The sequence below is a fragment of the Streptomyces sp. NPDC028298 genome, assembly GCF_055565895.1.
Window position 1 is genome coordinate 460,301 of sequence record NZ_JBVHTL010000004.1, and the last position, 17,487, is coordinate 477,787.

Annotated in this window: 12 protein-coding genes; 8 read left to right on the top strand and 4 right to left on the bottom strand. The window is 71.9% G+C overall.

The genetic code is table 11. From position 1 onward, the window contains the following. Positions 1-16: 16 nt before the first annotated feature. From ACZ4TO_RS21055 to ACZ4TO_RS21070, 4 genes are all read right to left on the bottom strand, one after another. Entirely contained in the window at positions 17-946 is a 930-nt protein-coding gene (locus ACZ4TO_RS21055; protein ID WP_468024960.1) for a class I SAM-dependent methyltransferase, read from the bottom strand. A gap of 156 nt (positions 947-1,102) precedes the next feature. Next, complete coding sequence (locus ACZ4TO_RS21060) at positions 1,103-2,266, bottom strand: acyltransferase family protein (protein ID WP_382793320.1); 1,164 nt, start codon at positions 2,264-2,266, stop codon at positions 1,103-1,105. Positions 2,267-2,673: 407 nt separating this feature from the next. Then, a complete protein-coding gene (locus ACZ4TO_RS21065; protein ID WP_468024961.1) occupies positions 2,674-4,008 on the bottom strand; it encodes an alpha-2,8-polysialyltransferase family protein in 1,335 nt (444 codons plus the stop codon). Next, positions 4,005-4,985 carry a glycosyltransferase family 2 protein gene (locus ACZ4TO_RS21070; RefSeq protein WP_382793326.1) on the bottom strand — a complete coding sequence of 327 codons (981 nt, stop codon included), beginning with the start codon at positions 4,983-4,985 and terminating at the stop codon, positions 4,005-4,007. Before ACZ4TO_RS21070 ends, ACZ4TO_RS21065 begins: the two co-directional genes overlap by 4 nt. 198 nt (positions 4,986-5,183) lie before the next feature. Between ACZ4TO_RS21070 and ACZ4TO_RS21075 the strand changes: the two genes are divergently transcribed. From ACZ4TO_RS21075 to ACZ4TO_RS21110, 8 genes are all read left to right on the top strand, one after another. After that, a complete protein-coding gene (locus ACZ4TO_RS21075; protein WP_385047536.1) occupies positions 5,184-6,521 on the top strand; it encodes a DUF6716 putative glycosyltransferase in 1,338 nt (445 codons plus the stop codon). Between the two features lie 76 nt (positions 6,522-6,597). Further along, on the top strand, positions 6,598-7,905 hold the full coding sequence (locus tag ACZ4TO_RS21080) for a cytidylyltransferase domain-containing protein (protein ID WP_468024962.1): 1,308 nt from the start codon (positions 6,598-6,600) through the stop codon (positions 7,903-7,905). Between the two features lie 14 nt (positions 7,906-7,919). Further along, positions 7,920-8,858, top strand: coding sequence for an N-acetylneuraminate synthase family protein (locus ACZ4TO_RS21085; RefSeq protein WP_382793335.1), 939 nt, complete (start codon positions 7,920-7,922; stop codon positions 8,856-8,858). A 38-nt stretch (positions 8,859-8,896) separates the two neighbouring features. Further along, on the top strand, positions 8,897-9,976 hold the full coding sequence (locus ACZ4TO_RS21090) for a hypothetical protein (RefSeq protein WP_382793339.1): 1,080 nt from the start codon (positions 8,897-8,899) through the stop codon (positions 9,974-9,976). Between the two features lie 507 nt (positions 9,977-10,483). Further along, positions 10,484-11,461 (top strand): phosphate ABC transporter permease subunit PstC, encoded by a 978-nt coding sequence (gene pstC, locus ACZ4TO_RS21095; protein WP_385047541.1) that lies wholly within the window; start codon positions 10,484-10,486, stop codon positions 11,459-11,461. A gap of 1 nt (position 11,462) precedes the next feature. After that, positions 11,463-12,746, top strand: coding sequence for a phosphate ABC transporter permease PstA (gene pstA / locus ACZ4TO_RS21100; RefSeq protein WP_382793345.1), 1,284 nt, complete (start codon positions 11,463-11,465; stop codon positions 12,744-12,746). Continuing rightward, a complete protein-coding gene (locus ACZ4TO_RS21105) occupies positions 12,746-14,521 on the top strand; it encodes a substrate-binding domain-containing protein (RefSeq protein WP_382793347.1) in 1,776 nt (591 codons plus the stop codon). The genes pstA and ACZ4TO_RS21105 overlap by 1 nt, the downstream gene beginning before the upstream one ends. Further along, positions 14,518-17,382 carry a hypothetical protein gene (locus ACZ4TO_RS21110; protein ID WP_468024963.1) on the top strand — a complete coding sequence of 955 codons (2,865 nt, stop codon included), beginning with the start codon at positions 14,518-14,520 and terminating at the stop codon, positions 17,380-17,382. Before ACZ4TO_RS21105 ends, ACZ4TO_RS21110 begins: the two co-directional genes overlap by 4 nt. Positions 17,383-17,487: the final 105 nt, after the last annotated feature.

Consider the following 17,487-nt stretch of genomic DNA (forward strand, 5'->3'; position numbering starts at 1 on the left):
ACCCGGCCGCCGCCGGTCAGTGCCGTCCCGGACGCCCGGCCGCGCGGGCGCCGCGGATCGCGCGGGTCAGGACGGGCGGCAGCAGGTCGGCCGCCACCCGCCGGGCACGGGAACGGGTACGGGCGGGCCGCGGGAGGGCGGAGGCGCCCTGTGCGGCCGGGGCCGCCTCGGGACCGCTCGTGCCCGCGTGCCGGGACGGGGGGAAGGACGGGCCCCGCATGCCCTTCGTCGACTTGAGGCGGACGATGCGGTGTCCCGCGGCCTGCTGGACGCTCAGATGGCAGTCCTCGCGTCCGCGCACGGCCGCCAGCAGTGCCTCCTGGGCGGGCTCGGGATCGCCCCAGGTCCCGTACAGCTTCTGGGTGCTGAGGCAGAGCGGGCGCAGGCCCCTGGTGAGCACCGCCTCCCAGACGGCCACGGAGACGCCGGGCGTGTGCTCCGATCGGAAGTCGTCCAGGACGACGATCCCGCCGGGCAGCAGCGCCTCGCGGGCGGCGCCGATGTCGTCGTACACGTGCTCGTAGAGGTGCGAGGCGTCGATGTGGACGAACCGGCAGGAGCCGGCGGCCACTTCCGCCGGGACCACGCTGCTGGGGCCCTGGAGGACGCGGGGCAGCGCGTCGTGGAAGGAGAGGTAGTTCTCCTCGAAGGCCCGCCGGGTGAGCGCCCCGTAGGACTTCGTGGACTCCGCCCTGTTGGCGTCGTCGGGAGCGGACCCCTCGAACAGGTCGCACACCGTGTACCGCTCGGTGTCCTGGAGGTGGCGTCCGAGGAAGATCGCGCTCTTTCCCATGTAGACGCCGACCTCCAGCAGATCACCCCGTACGCCCGACGACTCCTGGCGGTCCAGGAACCACTCGAAGAGCGTCTGGTCGAGAACGGGGAACCAGCCGGGGACGTCGTCGAGCCGGTGGGGCGGTCGGTGCGTGCCGGGTGCGAGCGTCATGCGGGGAGCACTCCCTGGGTCGGCGCGGACTCCCGGGAGGGGCCCGCGCGGAGGAGCTCGTGTGGGGACGAGCCGTTACGGAACTCCTCCGCGTCTGCCCGGCGACGCGCGCCCCATCGGGCGGGCAGGTTAAGGGAAGGCCAATTCCCCGGCCCGCTACGCGCGCGGCTTCGACAGGGCCGTGCGCAGCCTCGGGGTGAGCCGGTTCTCCACGAACCGGTTGAGCAGCCAGGCGAGCAGCAGCATCGTGGCGACCGTGGCGAGGAACGCGCCGTACGACGGGAGGTGCAGGGTCCGGTGGTAGGCCTTGATGACGACCCAGCCCAGGTGCTCGTGAACGAGGTAGAACGGGTACGTCAGGGCCCCCGCGACCGTCAGCCAGCGCCAGTTCGCCCAGCGCAGCCAGCCCAGCGCGATCGCGGCGACGGCGACGTAGCCGAAGGTGACGACGAGGATGATGGCGTAGGACGAGCGGTTGGAGAAGAACTCCGGGTTCGGCGCGTGCCACAGGCGCTGGACCGCGTAGTGCTGGCCGATCAGCCAGCTCACGCCGACGATGCCCCAGGCGTAGGCGTCGCGGCGGTCGCGGTGGACGAGGTAGAGGCCGACGCCGCCGATGAAGTACGGGGCGTACTCCGGCATCAGGACCGTGTTGAGCAGGGGCTCGTTCACGCCCTGCGCGATGGCCGCGGCCAGGGTCCAGGCGGCGCAGAACAGGATCACGCGCTGCCGGTTCGCCCCCGGCAGCACGATGCACAGCGCGAAGAGGGCGTAGAAGCGGACCTCGGCCCACAGGGTCCAGCACACGCCGAGCACCCGGTCCACGCCCAGCGGCTGCTGGAGCATGGTGAGGTTCACCAGCACGTCGCTCGGGGAGACCGTCTTGTACGCGACGAAGGGCAGCGCGAACACGGCCGTCACGAGGATGATCGCGGCCCAGTACGCGGGCAGGAGCCGGGAGGCGCGGGAGGCGAAGAAGGAGCGCAGCGGCCGGCCCCAGCCGCTCATGCAGATGACGAAGCCGCTGATGACGAAGAAGACCTGCACGCCCAGGCAGCCGTAGGCGAACAGATGGTGCAGGGTGGGGAACTGGTGCTTGGGCGAGGTGCCCCAGGCCTGGACCACCTCGCCGTCACGGCCGCCGTAGTGGTAACAGGCCACCATCAGGGCCGCGACGAGCCGCAGCCCGTCGAGGGCGCGCAGCCGGTTCTCCCGGGGCGCCGCGGGTTTGGGCGCGGCGGACGTCTCGGCAGGTGGCAGGACGGTACGGACCACGGTGCCGGTCGACGTCCCGCGGGCCTCCTCGGGCGTGTCGATCACAAGGTTCCCCTCAATGGGACTCAGCTGGCCCACAGCACGTTAGTCCGATAGTCGGGGATGCTTACGGCCTCGCGAGGCCGGTTCGTCGTCTCGCCCACGGGAGTTCATCTGTGTGATGCCCCCGCGTTGAGAACTCTTCCGAATCGTGACAAATCGCCCACGGGCTTTTGGGGTGTCAAAAGGGGCGGGGGGGGGGGGGGGTTTGTCCCCCCCCCCCCCCCCCCCTCCCCCCCCACCCCCCCCCCCCCCCCACCCCCCCCCCCCCCCCCCCCCCCTTCTCCCCCCCCCCGTTTCTTTCACGCTTGGGGGGGGATGGGGGGGGGGGGGGGGGGGGGGGGGGGGGGGGGGTGTTCTTTCCCCCCCCCCCCCCCCCCCGCCCCTGGTGTCCCGCGGACGCGCCCGCCGCCTCAGCGGCCCACCGCACGCTTCAGCGAGCGCGCCCTGCGGGCGACCCGGCGCACGGTGGCGTTGCGCGGGATGAACGCGAGCTGGGCCGGCACGGCACCCGGCAGCGCCAGCGAGGTCAGGCGCTTGCGCTTGAAGTAGCGCCAGGTGTCCTCGGTGAGCTGGTGCGTCAGATAGCTCTCGGCCGCCGGACGCAGGTCCGGGTAGATCTTCGGCTGCATCGCGAAGCCGACGGCTCTCAGGAGCCGCGTCAGGTCCGCCACGTCCATGCCGGGGCGCCGCTCGGTGACCGCGGTGCCGTCCGCCAGGTCGGGCAGCAGCGCGTCCACGATGGTCACCGGGACGCGGTTGCTGTTCTCGTACGGGGTGAGCCGGTCCAGCAGCGGGCCGGTCCCGACGCGGGCCACCGGCAGGCCGTACAGCGCGGAGGCCGTGAGCAGCGCCGTGGAGAAGCAGCCGACGACCAGCGCGGGCCGCATCCGCTGGTAGAGCACCTCGGCGAGCACCGGGGTGTCGAGGACGGTGAGGTCCGCGCCCAGCCGCTCGGCCTCCTTCTCCAGCATCCGCGACCAGCGGGCCGGGGCGGAGGGGTGCGGCTTGAACACCACGCGGGTGTGGCCGAGCGCGAGGGCTCCCTTCAGCATCCGTACGTGGAGCTGCTCCTCCTCCTCGGCGGTGAGGATCTCCAGTGCCGAGAGGTACTGGCCGAGCAGCAGCGCCGGCTCGTCGACCGACGGCAGTTCGTCGCCGGTGTCGACGAGCTCCGCGAGCACCTTCACGAACGCGTCCGTGGGCACGATCTGCGGCTCGACGTCGAACTCGGTGAGCAGCAGCGGCTTCAGGCCGGGGACCAGGTCCAGATGGAGCAGCCGGGTCACCCGGGTGCCCACCAGCGGGTCGATCTTGTTGCGGGTGGGGCCGTAGCTCATCAGGCCGTCGGCGTACACCGTGACGGGCGCGCCCATGAAGATCTGGGAGACGCCGAGCGCCGGGTTGACCTGGATCGACTCCACGGCCAGTTCGACGTCGTCGTCGCCGAGGTTCCAGGCGAGCCGCAGATGCCGCTCCCACAGGGGGACGTCGTCCGGGCGCGGGGCCCAGCCGCCCGGGTGGAACGGGGAGATGGTCTCGTTCCACGAGATGACGTCGTCGAAGCGGCCGCGCAGCCGCTCGAAGCCGGGCATCGCGTCCACGGCGGGTGTCGTCTCCGGCGTCGCCGCGTTGTTGGAGACGAGCAGGATGCGCCGGTCGGCGGGCCCGAAGCTGTCGGTGTCGAGGGCCGCGGCGAGCGTGGCCGTGCCGTACAGCGTGGACGCCATGAAGATCTGGGTGGTCACGCGGCCACCCCCGCGGCGGGCGCGGGCCGTCGGCGCAGCCGGCGCAGCCGGGTCGCGCGCTGGACGTCCATGGAGTCGAGTGCCTCGTCGAGCACGCCCTGCGGCATTCGGCGCAGTGCCACGGCACTCATGGACTTCAGTTTCCGTGCCACCGCTGGCTCGAACCTTTCGATGGATCCCAGGTGATGGGAAATAATCGCGCAATACGTGCGCACGGCTTTGGGCAGGAGTTTCTCGGCGTCCCGGTCCTCGGCGGTTTCCGCCACGACCTGGTCGAACGCGCGAATGAAATCGAGTTGGCGCACGTCCCCGATCTGGGTGAGGGAGGAGGCGACGCCACGCCGGTAGAACACACCGAGCAGCCCCACCGTGGCGAAGGATTCGGCCTCCCGGTGCAGCTTCCAGATCCACGGCCGGTCCTCGGCCGTGCGCAGCCCGTCGGTGAAGTGGAGCAGCCCCCGGTCGACCAGCCGGCGGTGGTAGATGCCCGCCCAGGCGTAGGCGTAGTCGACGGAGGTGGACCGGTCGGAGGGGAGGATGGCGTCACGGGGATTCATGACGACCCCGCGCCGGCCGTGCGGGACACGGTGGACGGAGCGGGACCGCGCGGTGCACTGGACATGGTCCGTACGGACGAAGTCGCAGCCCAGATCCTCGATGGAGGACACGAGTTGTTCGTAGTATCCGGGGGCGAGCCAGTCGTCCCCGTCGAGGAACGTGAGGTACTCGCCACGCGCTTTGTCGATCCCGGTGTTGCGGGCGGTGGCCAGTCCTCCGTTCTTCTCGTGTCTGACATACACCGCACCCGGGAGCTCGCGCTCCGCGCGCGCGAGGATGTCCGGTGTCTCGTCGCGCGAGCAGTCGTCGACGAGAATGAATTCGAAATCCTGCCGTGCGTTCGCACGCAGGCTCTTCAGGGTGTCGGGCGCATATTGCTGCACGTTGTAGAACGGCACGATGACGGAGAGCTTGACCACCCCTGTGACGTTAGGGGGCGGCCCGGCATTCGTCTTTACCGTTGGTGAGATGCAAGGTGAACGACGCGTGGCGGTACCGTGAACCGCGTCGTTTTCTCAGTCGATCCTGGGCTGATCCCCCATTCGTCGACGCGCTGTTAACCGTTTGTTGTATTCAGGTTGGGCCGCTCCTCGAAATGGCTTCCTAGCGTCTAGGACGTGCCAGCAAGTACCTCGAAGTCGCTGCGGGTGGCCGTCCTCGCGGATTCCGACACCCGGTGGAAATGGGGATCGCTCACCGCGAACCGCATCTCCCCGGCAGAATCGGACATCCGCCTCGACGGATTCCTCCTGCGCGGCCGTGCCACCCCGACCGCCCGCCAGCTCGAAGAGGTGGGTGTCCGAGCGGACTCCCTCCGCGAGGTCACCGCCCTCGAGTTCCTGCGCGAGCTCGGCAAGGAGGACGACGTCTACGACGTCGTCGTCCTCGCCCTGGTCGGCGGCGCCGTCCAGGCGGTCCTGCACGGCCTGTCCCGCGCCTGGGAAGGACGCGCGAAGCGGCCCCTGGTCGTCACCGGCTACGTCGGCGTCGTCTACGAGAAGCTCGCCGACGGACTGCTCCTGCGCCACGGCGCGGACCTCGTCCTCGCCAACTCCCGCCAGGACGCGGACCGCTTCCGGGCCGTGTACGAAGGAGTCGGCGCGGACGCCGGATCGGTGACCGAGGTCGCGCTGCCCTTCCTCGGCGGCGCCGCGTACACCGAGAACGACCCGTCCGCGAAGGAAGGGTCCCGGCCCTACACGGTCGTCTTCGCCGCCCAGCCCTCCGTACCGGAGAGCCGCAAGGACCGTACGTACCTGCTGGACCGGCTCATCGGCCACGCGCGGCTCCACCCGGACCGCGAGGTCCTGCTCAAGCTGCGCTCCAAGCCGGGCGAGCACACCACGCACATCGAGGAACTGCCGTACCAGAAACTCGTGCAGAAGGCCGACCCGCCGGCCAACTTCCGCCTCGTGTACGGGCACATGGGTGAGGTCCTCGACCGCACCGACCTGCTCGTCACCATCAGCTCCACCGCCGCCCTGGAATCCCTGCACCGGCGCGTCCCCACCGTCGTCCTCAGCGACCTCGGGGTGCGCGAGGCGCTCGGCAACCACCACTTCGTGGGCTCCGGCTGCCTCGCCTCCTGGGACCAGCTCGACGCGGGACACCGGCCGGTGCCGGACCCGGAGTGGGTGGCCCGGCAGGGCGTCGCCGCCGACGGGTCGTACGAGACGGCCTTCGACGCGGCACGGCAGCGCATCACCGACCTGCTCGCGGCGGACAAGCTGCCGCCGCTCGCTCCCTACTACACCCCCGTCACCGCGCCCGGCTACCTGCCCGGCATCCTCGCCCGCCACCACCTCGGCCCGGACGGCAGCCCGCTGCCCGGCGCCCCGGCGGCGGACCGGGAACCCAGCCCCGTACGGCAGTTCGTGCGCAAGGCCGCCCGCGGTGCCTACCGCCACGGCGTCCAGCGCGTGGCACCGGTGATCCGGCGGATGGGCGAACTGTGAGTACCCCGACAGCGGGCGGCCCGCCGCCCCTCGCCCCCCACGCCTCCCTCACCTCCCTCGTCAAGGAGAACAGCGCATGACCAACTCGGAAGCGGGCAAGGCCGCCCCGGCGCGCCGCGTACTCGCGGTGATCCCGGCGCGCGGCGGCTCCAAGGGCGTCCCCGCGAAGAACCTCCTGCCCGTGGGCGGTGTGCCGCTGGTGGCCCGCGCGGTGCGCGAATGCCGCGCCGCCCGCCTCGTGACGGACGTCGTCGTCTCCACCGACGACCAGGCCATCGCGGCGGCCGCCCGTCAGGCCGGCGCCGAGGTCGTGCTGCGCCCCGCCGCCATCGCCGGGGACACCGCCACCTCCGAGGCGGCCGTCCTGCACGCCATGGACACGCACGAGGCGCTGCACGGCTCCCCGGTCGACGTGGTGCTGCTCGTGCAGTGCACCAGCCCGTTCATCATCCGCGAGGACGTCGACGGCGTCGTGGACGCGATCGTCACCAACGGCGTGGACACGGCACTGACCGTGGCCCCCTTCCACGGCTTCGTGTGGCGCGACGGCGACGACGAGCCCACCGCCGCGGTGGCCGCCGAGACCGGGCACGCGGCGGTCGACGGCCGCACCGGCGTCCTGGTCGCCGACACCGCCACCAGCGGCGGCTACGGCGTCAACCACGACAAGTCGTTCCGGCCGCGCCGCCAGGACCGCCCCCAGGACCTCCTGGAGACCGGAGCCGTCTACGCCATGGAGGCCACCGGCTTCCGCGAGGCGAAGCACCGCTTCTTCGGCCGCACCGAACTCGTGCGCACCGACCCGGCCCGCGTGCTGGAGATCGACGACCCGCACGACCTCGCCCGCGCCCGCGCGCTGGCCCCCCTCTTCGACGCGAACCGCCCCGGTTCGCTGCCGACCGCCGACGACATCGACGCGGTCGTCCTCGACTTCGACGGCACCCAGACCGACGACAGGGTGCTGATCGACTCCGACGGACGGGAGTTCGTCTCCGTGCACCGCGGGGACGGCCTCGGTATCGCCGCCCTCCGCAAGAGCGGGCTGACGATGCTGATCCTGTCCACGGAACAGAACCCGGTCGTCGCCGCCCGGGCCCGGAAGCTCAAGATCCCGGTCCTCCACGGCATCGACCGGAAAGACCTCGCACTGAAGCAGTGGTGCGAGGAGCAGGGCATCGCGCCAGAGCGCGTGCTCTACGTCGGCAACGACGTCAACGACCTCCCCTGCTTCGCCCTCGTGGGCTGGCCGGTGGCGGTCGCGAGCGCCCACGACGTCGTGCGCGGCGCCGCACGCGCGGTCACCACCGTCCCCGGTGGCGACGGCGCGATCCGAGAGATCGCCAGCTGGATCCTCGGCCCTTCTCTCGACTCCCTCGACAAGTAAGGAACTTCCCCGCCATGAGCACCAACTCCCGTCTGCGCCAGTTCGGTTCGAAGACCGCCGGCCCCGGCCACCCCGTCTACGTCGTCGGCGAGATCGGCATCAACCACAACGGTGAGCTGGAGAACGCCTTCAAGCTCATCGACGCGGCCGCCGAGGCCGGCTGCGACGCCGTCAAGTTCCAGAAGCGCACCCCGGAGATCTGCACCCCGCGCGACCAGTGGGACATCGAGCGCGACACCCCCTGGGGCCGCATGACCTACATCGACTACCGCCACCGCGTGGAGTTCGGTGAGGACGAGTACCGCCAGATCGACGAGTACGCCAAGAGCAAGAACATCGACTGGTTCGCCTCCCCGTGGGACACCGAGGCCGTCGCCTTCCTGGAGAAGTTCGACGTCCCGGCCCACAAGGTGGCCTCCGCCTCGCTGACCGACGACGAGTTGCTGCGCGCCCTGCGCGCCACCGGCCGCACGGTCATCCTCTCCACCGGCATGTCGACGCCGAAGCAGATCCGTCACGCGGTCGAGGTCCTCGGCAGCGACAACATCCTGATGTGCCACGCCACGTCGACCTACCCGGCGCAGGCCGAGGAGCTCAACCTCCGCGTCATCAACACCCTCCAGGCCGAGTACCCGAACGTGCCGATCGGCTACTCCGGTCACGAGACGGGCCTGCAGACCACGCTCGCCGCGGTCGCCCTCGGCGCCACCTTCGTCGAGCGTCACATCACCCTCGACCGCGCGATGTGGGGCTCCGACCAGGCCGCCTCCGTCGAGCCGCAGGGCCTGACCCGCCTCGTCCGCGACATCCGCACCATCGAGGCCTCCCTCGGCGACGGTGTCAAGAAGGTCTACGACTCCGAGCTCGGCCCGATGAAGAAGCTGCGCCGCGTCACGGGCGTCGTCGCCGAGGCCGAGATCGCCGCGGCCGCGGGCGAGCCCGTCTCGGTCTGAACGCCCTGAATCCCTTACGACGGGACGGTCGTACGTCGATGAGCCCCCGCGCCGGTTCCGCCGGCTCCTCCACTCTCGCCTTCGTCGAGAGTCCGGTACAGCTCCTGAACGTGCTGGAATGGGCGCACGCGCATGCCCACAACGGCGCGGCGCCCGGCGCGGGGCTCACCCTCGTCGTCCTGTCTCCCAACGACCCGATGACACGCGGCCAGCTCCGCCGGATGGCGGAACTGGCCCGCGACGAGGGTCACGCGGTCCGCTGGGAGGAGGCGCGTGGCGGCACCACGGCCCCCTTCCACACCATCGGGGGACTGGCGCCGCTGCTGCGCCGGGCCCGGCGGATCGTCATGGGGGACCCGTTCTCCCGCTACGTGCAGCTTCTGCTGACCATCACCAGGGCGCGTGACCTGGTCGTGGTCGACGACGGCACGGCGACGATGGAGTTCGTCGCCCAGCTCGCCCGCGGTGAACGCCTGGTGCGCTGGCACCGGCGCGGCGGCCGCCCCGGCCCGCGGGACGTGCTCTTCGCCCCCGTGTCCGCCTCGGCCCGCCGCCGGCTGACGCCCAGCGAACGCCGTACGGTCGAGGTCTTCTCCTCGATGCCGATCGAATCGGCACCGGACGGTGTCACCATCACCGCCAACGACTTCTCCTGGACCCGCTCCCGGTTCGGGCCGCCGCGCCTGACCAAGGGCGCGGACCTGGTCGGCACCTCGCTCGTCGAGACGGGCGTGGTCGACCCGGACCGCTACCTGGACGCGGTCCGCTCGCTCGCCAAGGCGCACGGCGCGACCCGCTACTTCGCGCACCGCCGCGAAAGCGCGGACAAACTGCACCGGCTGGCCGTCGAGACGGGCCTGGAGATCGTCCGTCCCGACCTGCCGCTCGAACTGATCGCCCGGCGCGGCCCCATAGGCCGCACGATCCTGAGCTTCCCGTCCACGGTCGTCCACACGCTGCCGCTCGCCCTGGCCGGCACCGAGGTGCGGGTCGCGGTCTGCGACATCGACCCGGCCTGGCTGACGGAGAACGCCTCGCCACGGGCCCAGGGCTTCCTGTCCGGGGTCACCGGGACCGCCCGGGACGTGCACCGTCTCTCGGCGGTGTCCACCATCTAGTTCAAGCCACAAGCAACTTCAGGCGTCCAGAGCCCGGCGTACCGCGCCGGGCTCTTCCGTTGGTCCATACCGCGATCTACGCGGATCATCAGGACCGCGCTCCGTCCATCCTCCACGGCGAACGCACCGAACAGTCGTGTGGTGTTCACCAGTCCTCCACAACGCGCGCGTTGGGGCGACACGATCCGGCCATTGAATCGCAGCGCGCGGTACCGGCCGTCGGTCGCGCGGGGGTTCCGTTTCCGGAGTGGGGGGCAGCAGGTGGCGTCCGCGCAAGAGGAGTCCGACAGACCGGAGTCCGGAAGAGCAGAGCCCGGGGGATCCGAGTCCGAGGACTCGACGTCCGAGGAACCGACGTCCGACAGACCGGAGCCGGACAGACCGGAGCCGGCTGGACCGGCTGCGTTCGGAGCCGAGTCGTTCGAGAAGCCGGCCGGGCCGGAAGCGGCCGGAACGGGGTCGGGCGGAACGAGGTCGGGGGGACCATGGTCCGAGGCGGAGAGCCGTGTGCTCGTTCCGCGGCGGCTCAACGCGGCCCGCGGGCTCGGTGACCGCGTCTTCCGCCACCAGCTCACCGCCACCGGCATCGCCGTCCTGGCCATCATGGCGGGGGTCGGACTCTTCCTCCTGCTGAGGGCCGGTCAGGCGCTGCGCGCCCGGGGTTTCGCCTTCCTCACCACCGCCGCATGGCAGCCGGACGTCCACAACTTCGGCATCGCGGCCGTCCTCACCGGCACCGTCCTCATCGCGCTCGTCGCGGTGGTGATCTCCGTACCGCTGGCCGTCGGGACCGCGCTGTTCATCTCCGACATCGCCCCGCGCAAGCTGCGCCGCACCCTGGTGACCATGGTCGACCTGATGGCGGCCGTCCCCTCGGTGGTCTACGGACTGTGGGGACTGTTCTTCCTCCAGCAGCACGTCATCGGCCTGTCGCGCTGGCTGTCCGAATGGCTGGGCTGGATCCCCCTGTTCAAGGTGGACGGCACCCAGCCGGGCGAACCGCTCGCCACCGAGAGCGTGTTCACCGCGTCCACCTTCGTCGCCGGGATCGTCGTCGCCCTGATGGTCGCCCCCATCCAGTGCTCCGTGATGCGCGAGGTCTTCTCGCAGGCCCCGGCCGGCGAACGCGAGGGCGCCTACGCGCTCGGCGCGACCCGCTGGGGCATGATCCGCTCGGTCGTCCTGCCGTACGGCAAGGGCGGCATGATCGGCGGCACCATGCTCGGGCTCGGCCGGGCGCTCGGCGAGACCATCGCGGTCTACCTGATCATCTCGCCGGTCTTCGTCATCCAGCCGCACATCCTGCAGACCGGCTCCAACTCGGTGTCCTCGCTGATCGCCCTGCACTACGGCGACGCCTCCGACTTCGGCATGTCGGCGCTGATGGCGGCTGGCCTGGCGCTGTTCCTGCTCACCCTGGCGGTCAACTTCACCGCCTCCACCGTGGTGGCCCGCAGCCGCTCCGGCGCGCAGAGCGAGGCATGAGATGACCGTCATCCAAGAGACCACCCCGACCCCCGTGCGGGCCACGGTTCCCGCGGACCCCGACCCCGTGGTCGAGCACGAGCCGCAGCCGCCGCGGCCGCGGCGCATCGGCGGCGTCACCCGCACCGGAGTGCTGTCCCTGTGCGGCGCCGCCGCCTCCGGACTCTGCGTCACCGTGCTGCTGTTCGGCCAACTCGCCCCGTTCTCGGGCGCGCTCGGCTTCGCCGTCACCGCCTACCTCGTCTTCCTGGCGATCTACGCGGTGCTCACCGGGCTCGACGAGGACGGCCAGGCCGTACGCGACCGGGTCATGACGGTCGTGCTGTGGACGGCGGCCACGCTGCTCTTCTCCGGCCTGTTCATGGTCGTCGGCTTCACCGCCTGGCGCGGCCGCGAGGCCCTGCCGCACGCCAACTTCTTCACCCAGGACATGCAGGCGGCGGGCCCCCTCGACCCGCTCACCCACGGCGGCATCGCCCACGCGATGCTCGGCACCCTCACCATGATCGCCATCGCGCTGGTGATCACCGTGCCGCTGGGCCTCGCCTGCGCCGTCTATCTGAACCAGATCCCGGGCCGGTTCTCCCGGTTCGTCCGCACCATCGTCGAGGCGATGACCGCGCTGCCCTCGATCGTCGCCGGCCTGATGGTGTACGCCACCTGGATCCTCGGCCTCGGCATGCAGAAGTCGGGACTCGCGGCCGGCTTCGCGATCAGCGTGATGATGCTGCCGATCGTGATCCGAGCCTCCGACGTGGTGCTGCGCCTGGTGCCCGGCAACCTCACCGAGGCCGCGGAGGCGCTCGGCGCGCCGCGCTGGCGCACGGTGTGGCACGTCGTACTGCCCACCGCCCGCTCCGGCCTCGCCACCGCCGTCATCCTCGGCACCGCCCGAGGGATCGGCGAGACCTCGCCTGTCCTGCTCACCGCCGGCTTCACGACCGCGCTCAACGCGGACGCGACGAGCGGGCCGATGGTCTCGCTCCCGCTCGCGGTCTTCAACTTCGTCAAGTCGCCCGAGCCCGCCTACATCGCCCGCGGCTTCGGCGCCGCCGCCGTCCTCATGGCCCTCGTCCTGGTGCTGTTCGTCATCGCCCGGGTCATCGGCGGACGCGGCCCCGGCCACCAGACCAAGCGGCAGGCCCGCCGCACCGCACGCGCCTCGCGCAAGGACGTCGAGCGGTTCGAGGACCTGCACGCGCCCGGCCTGTCCCTGTTCGAGACCCCCGGGGAACCGCACCCCGCCACCGCCCCGTCCGCACCCGCCACCGGAGAGACCGACTGATGCGCAGCCACCTCCACACCGCCCTCGGGCGCCTTCGGGCACTCGGGACGCTCGGCGCGCTGCTCGGCGTGATCGCCGCGCTGCTGGCCGGTCCGCTGGCGGCCCCCGCCGCGGCGGAGAGCTACACGCCCATATCCGGCGCCGGTTCCACCTGGGCCGAGAACGCCGTCGACGAATGGCGACGCGCCGTCAACCAGTACGGCATGCGGATCAGCTACGCCGGCACCGGATCCTCCGACGGCCGCCGTCAGTTCCTCAGCGGCACCGTCGACTTCGCCGTCTCGGACATCCCGTTCCAGACGCACCCGACCGACGGTTCGGCCGCCGAGCGGCCCGCGTCCGGGTCGTACGCCTACATGCCGATCGTGGCCGGCGGCACCGTCTTCATGTACCACCTGACCGTCAACGGCAAGCGGGTCACCAACCTGCGCCTGTCCGGCGACGTGGTCACCAAGATCTTCACCGGCGCGGTCAAGACCTGGGACGACCCGGTCATCAAGGCCGACAACCCGGGGATCCAGCTCCCGCACCGCACCATCGTCCCCGTCGTACGCTCCGACGGCTCGGGCTCCACCGCCCAGTTCACGATGTGGATGGCCAACCAGCACAAGTCGCTGTGGCAGGCCTACTGCCGCAGGGTCGGCCGCTCCGGGGCCTGCGGGCAGACCTCGTACTACCCGACCGTCTCCGGGATGATCGCCCAGTCCGGCGACCTCGGCGTCGCGGGCTACGTCGCCCAGAACTACGGCGAGGGCGCGATCGGGTACGTCAACTACTCGTACGCCCTGAACGCGCACTATCCGGTCGCCAAGGTCCTCAACCACTCCGGCTACTACACCGAGCCGACCCCGCAGAACGTCGCGGTCTCGCTGCTCAAGGCGAAGATCAACACCGACCGGAACTCCGCGGACTACCTGACCCAGAAGCTCGAAGGCGTCTACAACGACTCCGACCGGCGCAACTACCCGCTGTCCAGCTACTCGTACATGATCCTGCCGCTGAAGGTGCAGGGCACCTTCACCAAGGCCAAGGGCAAGACGCTCGGCGCGTTCTCGTACTACTTCATGTGCCAGGGCCAGCAACAGGCGCCCTCGCTCGGCTACTCGCCGCTGCCGATCAACCTGGTCAAGGCGGGCTTCGACCAGATCCGCCGCATCCCGGGCGTGCAGGCCCAGAGCATCAACATCAAGGGCTGCAACAACCCGACCTTCTCCAGCGACGGGCACAACAAGCTCGCCGACACCGCCCCCTACCCGGCCGCCTGCGACAAGAAGGGCGCCGCGCCCTGCACCACCGGCAGCGGTGGCGCCAAGTCGGGCGGCGGTTCGGGCGGTTCGGGCTCCACGGGCGGCAGCGCGAGCGGCGGTTCGGCCTCGGGCGGTTCCGGCTCGGGCGGTTCCACCGCGGGGAGCACCGGCGGCGGCAGCGCCGACGGGGGTTCGGGCGGCGGCGGGTCGGCCGCGGGAGGCGGGACCGGCGGCAGCGCCGAACCGGTCGTCGACCCGGACACCGGTCAGACGCTCTCGCCCGGCTCGGGCGGCGGTTCGGGGAACGGCTCCTCGGGCGGCAGTGGCGGGAACGGAGCGGCGGCCGACACCATCGCGCTCGCCCAGCCGGTCTCCGTGTCCGGCAGCCAGGGCTGGTCCAGCACCCAGACGCTCATGCTGATCGCCGCCTTCCTCGTCCTCGGCCTCGTCCTGCTGCCCTCCGTGGTGTCCCGGGCGATCGCCGCGCGCGGCGCCGGCAAGGACTCCGGAGAGGAGCAGAAGCGATGAGACGCCGCATCACCGGCTCCCGCATCACCGGCTCCCGTACCACCGGAGCACGCGTCACCGACTCCCGTACCACCGGAGCGCGGACCACCGACTCGCGTACCCCCGGAGCGGACGGCACCGGGCCCGGCGGCGCGCGGGCGGCGGGCACGGGCCCGCGGACGCGCGGGAGCGCGATGCTCCGCGTGCGCCGGCTGCTCCTGCGCGTCGTCGCGGGCGCGGCCGCCGGCGCCCTGGCCGGACTCGGCGTGGCCCAGGCCGCGGCACCCGCTTCCGCGGCGGGCACCGCGACCGGCGCCTCGGCCGTCACGGTCTCCGGCCGCGGCGAGTTCAAGGACATGAGGTTCACCGTCGACCAGACCACCCACCTGACCAGTCAGGCGGTCACGGTCTCCTGGTCCGGCGGCACCCCGACCACGTTCGCCGGCACGTTGTTCAACACCGACTTCGTGCAGATCATGCAGTGCTGGGGCGACGACGACGGCACGGTGCCGTCCAACCCCGGCCCCTCGCGCACCCAGTGCCAGTACGGCGCCTCGCCGACAACCGACCGCGGGAGCTGGCCCGGCAACGACTACGACGACACCCGCAAGGTCTTCTACAGCGCCGACCCCGCCAACTACGGCCAGGACGACCGGTACGGGGCCGCCAACCCCAACGCGCCGGGCGAGGTGCCCTTCAAGTCCGTCGACGGCACGGTGATCACCTCCGGCACCCAGAACAACGCCTTCTTCAACCGCAACACCACCAACGAGGTCGACTTCGCCCGCACCGGCGCCGACGGCACCGGCAAGGAGTACTTCGAGGTCCAGACCGCCAACGAGGCCCCGCACCTGGGCTGCGGTGTGCCGGTCACCGTCAACGGGGGTACCAGGCCCCGCTCCTGCTGGCTGGTCATCGTCCCGCAGGGCCACCTCGACCTGGACGGCAGCCCCTACGCCGACCACAGCCAGGTCAACGCCGGCTCCCCGGTCTCCTCCACCAACTGGAGGAACCGCGTGGCGATCCCGCTCGGCTTCAACTCCGTCGGCACCAACTGCGCGCTCGGCGCCGACGAGCGCGCCACCACCGGCAGCGAACTCGCGGCCGACGCCATGACGAGCTGGCAGGCGGCGCTGTGCCCGACGGGCACGGTCTACGGCTACACGGAGCTCGGCGAGCCGGACACCCGCGCCCGCCTCACCGCCGACGGCGCCTCCGGACTCGCCTTCACCACCCGCGCCCTCGGAGCCGACACGGGGACCACGGCACCCTCCGACCCGACCGTGTACGCGCCCGTCGCGCTCTCCGGAACCGTCATCGGCTTCACCGTCGAACGCAGACCCAAGGCGGGCGCGCCGGACTCCGTCCGCAAGCTCGCGGGAACCAAGGTCGAGTCCATCGACCTCAACGCGCGGCTGGTCGCCAAACTGCTCACCGAGTCGTACCGCAACTCGCCCTGGGGAGCCGTCCTCGGCGACGCGTCGGCCACCGGCTACGACTGGGCCAAGGACAATCCCGCGGGCCTCGCGAGCGACCCCGAGTTCATCTCCCTGAACCCCGAGTTCGCGGACCTGTCGGTCTCCGAGACCCCGTCCACCGACACCGACCTGATCACCTCGCTCGGACACAGCGACTCCGCCCGCGCCCTGTGGCAGTGGATCCTCGCCGACAAGGACGCCCGCGGCTTCCTGGCCGGTGACGTCGACTCCTGGGGCACCAAGGTCAACCCGTACTACAGCACCACCGCGTCCCGTAACCCGACCGGAGTCGCCTTCGACCCGGCGAGCGCGGACGACTACCCCAAGAGCGACCCCTGGTGCACGATCCCGCCGGGCACCGACGCCACCGTCAAGCAGTGCATGACCGACTTCCACCCCTACGTCGAGGACATGCACTCCGGCGCGCTGCACACCCGGCGCGCCGACACCCTCTGGAAGTCGAGCTGGGACGCGCTCGCCAACCCGCCGGCCTTCAAGAGTCCCGGCCCCCAGACCGTCGGCTCCCGGTTCGTCATCACCGTCACCGACGCGGCCTCCGCCGCCCGCTACGGCCTCCAGACTGCCCGGCTGCGCAACACCTCCGGCGCGTTCGTCGGCGCCTCGGCCTCGTCCCTGACCGCGGCGGCCGCCGGCCTGACCGGCACCGGAGCTCCCGAGATCACCCCGGCCACGGCCGACGCCGAGGGCGCCTACCCGCTCGCCCAGCTCGTCTACGCGGCGGTCAGGCCGGCCGGGATCGACGCGGCCGCCCGCAAGGACTACGCGCGCCTGCTGCGGTACGCGGTCGGTGACGGACAGACCAGCGGCGCCGACCCGGGCCTGCTCCCGGCCGGCTACGCCCCGCTCTCCGCCGCCCTGCGCACCAAGGCGACCACGGCCGCCGACGCGCTCGTCGACTACAAGGGCCCCTCCCCGACACCGTCCGGCGACTCCGGCGGCTCCGGTTCCACCGGCGGCTCGAGCGGCGGCTCCACGGGCGGCAGCGACTCCGCGGCGGCCGGCGGCGCCGGCGGCGGCACCGACGACACCGGCACGGGCGGCTCCACGGGCGGCGCCGCGGGCGGCGACAGCGGCGGCAACGGCGCCACACCGAGCGCCGGCGCGAGTACGAAGCCGAGCGCCGCACCGTCCTACGACGGCGGCAAGGCCGTACAGACCACCGCGCTGGGCACCACGCCCGACGACCCGGCCAACTCCCTGCGGTACGCCGTCCCGGTCGGAGCCGCGCTCGGCGCCGTCGCCGGCATCGGCGCGCCGTTCGCCGGCGGCCGCAGGCTCACCCTGCCGCTGCGCATCCCGCTGCCCGGCGGCCGGGCGGTGACCGTCCCCGCGGTCTCCCTGCCCGAGTGGCTGCGCCGACGGCTGCCCCCGGGCCGGAGCTGAACCACCGGAGCGCGGGCCCGCCGGGCCCCGCTCCCCACAGACGGCCGCCCGCCCCGAAAGGCAGTCGGGGCGGACGGCCCGTACCACCCTGCCAGATCCGACCGA

Coding starts and splice junctions, on each gene's coding strand:
- pstA (WP_382793345.1), top strand. CDS start 11,463: ATGACCGTCATCCAAGAGACCACCCCGACCCCCGTGCGGGCCACGGTT.
- ACZ4TO_RS21055 (WP_468024960.1), bottom strand. CDS start 946: ATGACGCTCGCACCCGGCACGCACCGACCGCCCCACCGGCTCGACGAC.
- ACZ4TO_RS21085 (WP_382793335.1), top strand. CDS start 7,920: ATGAGCACCAACTCCCGTCTGCGCCAGTTCGGTTCGAAGACCGCCGGC.
- ACZ4TO_RS21110 (WP_468024963.1), top strand. CDS start 14,518: ATGAGACGCCGCATCACCGGCTCCCGCATCACCGGCTCCCGTACCACC.
- ACZ4TO_RS21105 (WP_382793347.1), top strand. CDS start 12,746: ATGCGCAGCCACCTCCACACCGCCCTCGGGCGCCTTCGGGCACTCGGG.
- ACZ4TO_RS21080 (WP_468024962.1), top strand. CDS start 6,598: ATGACCAACTCGGAAGCGGGCAAGGCCGCCCCGGCGCGCCGCGTACTC.
- ACZ4TO_RS21090 (WP_382793339.1), top strand. CDS start 8,897: ATGAGCCCCCGCGCCGGTTCCGCCGGCTCCTCCACTCTCGCCTTCGTC.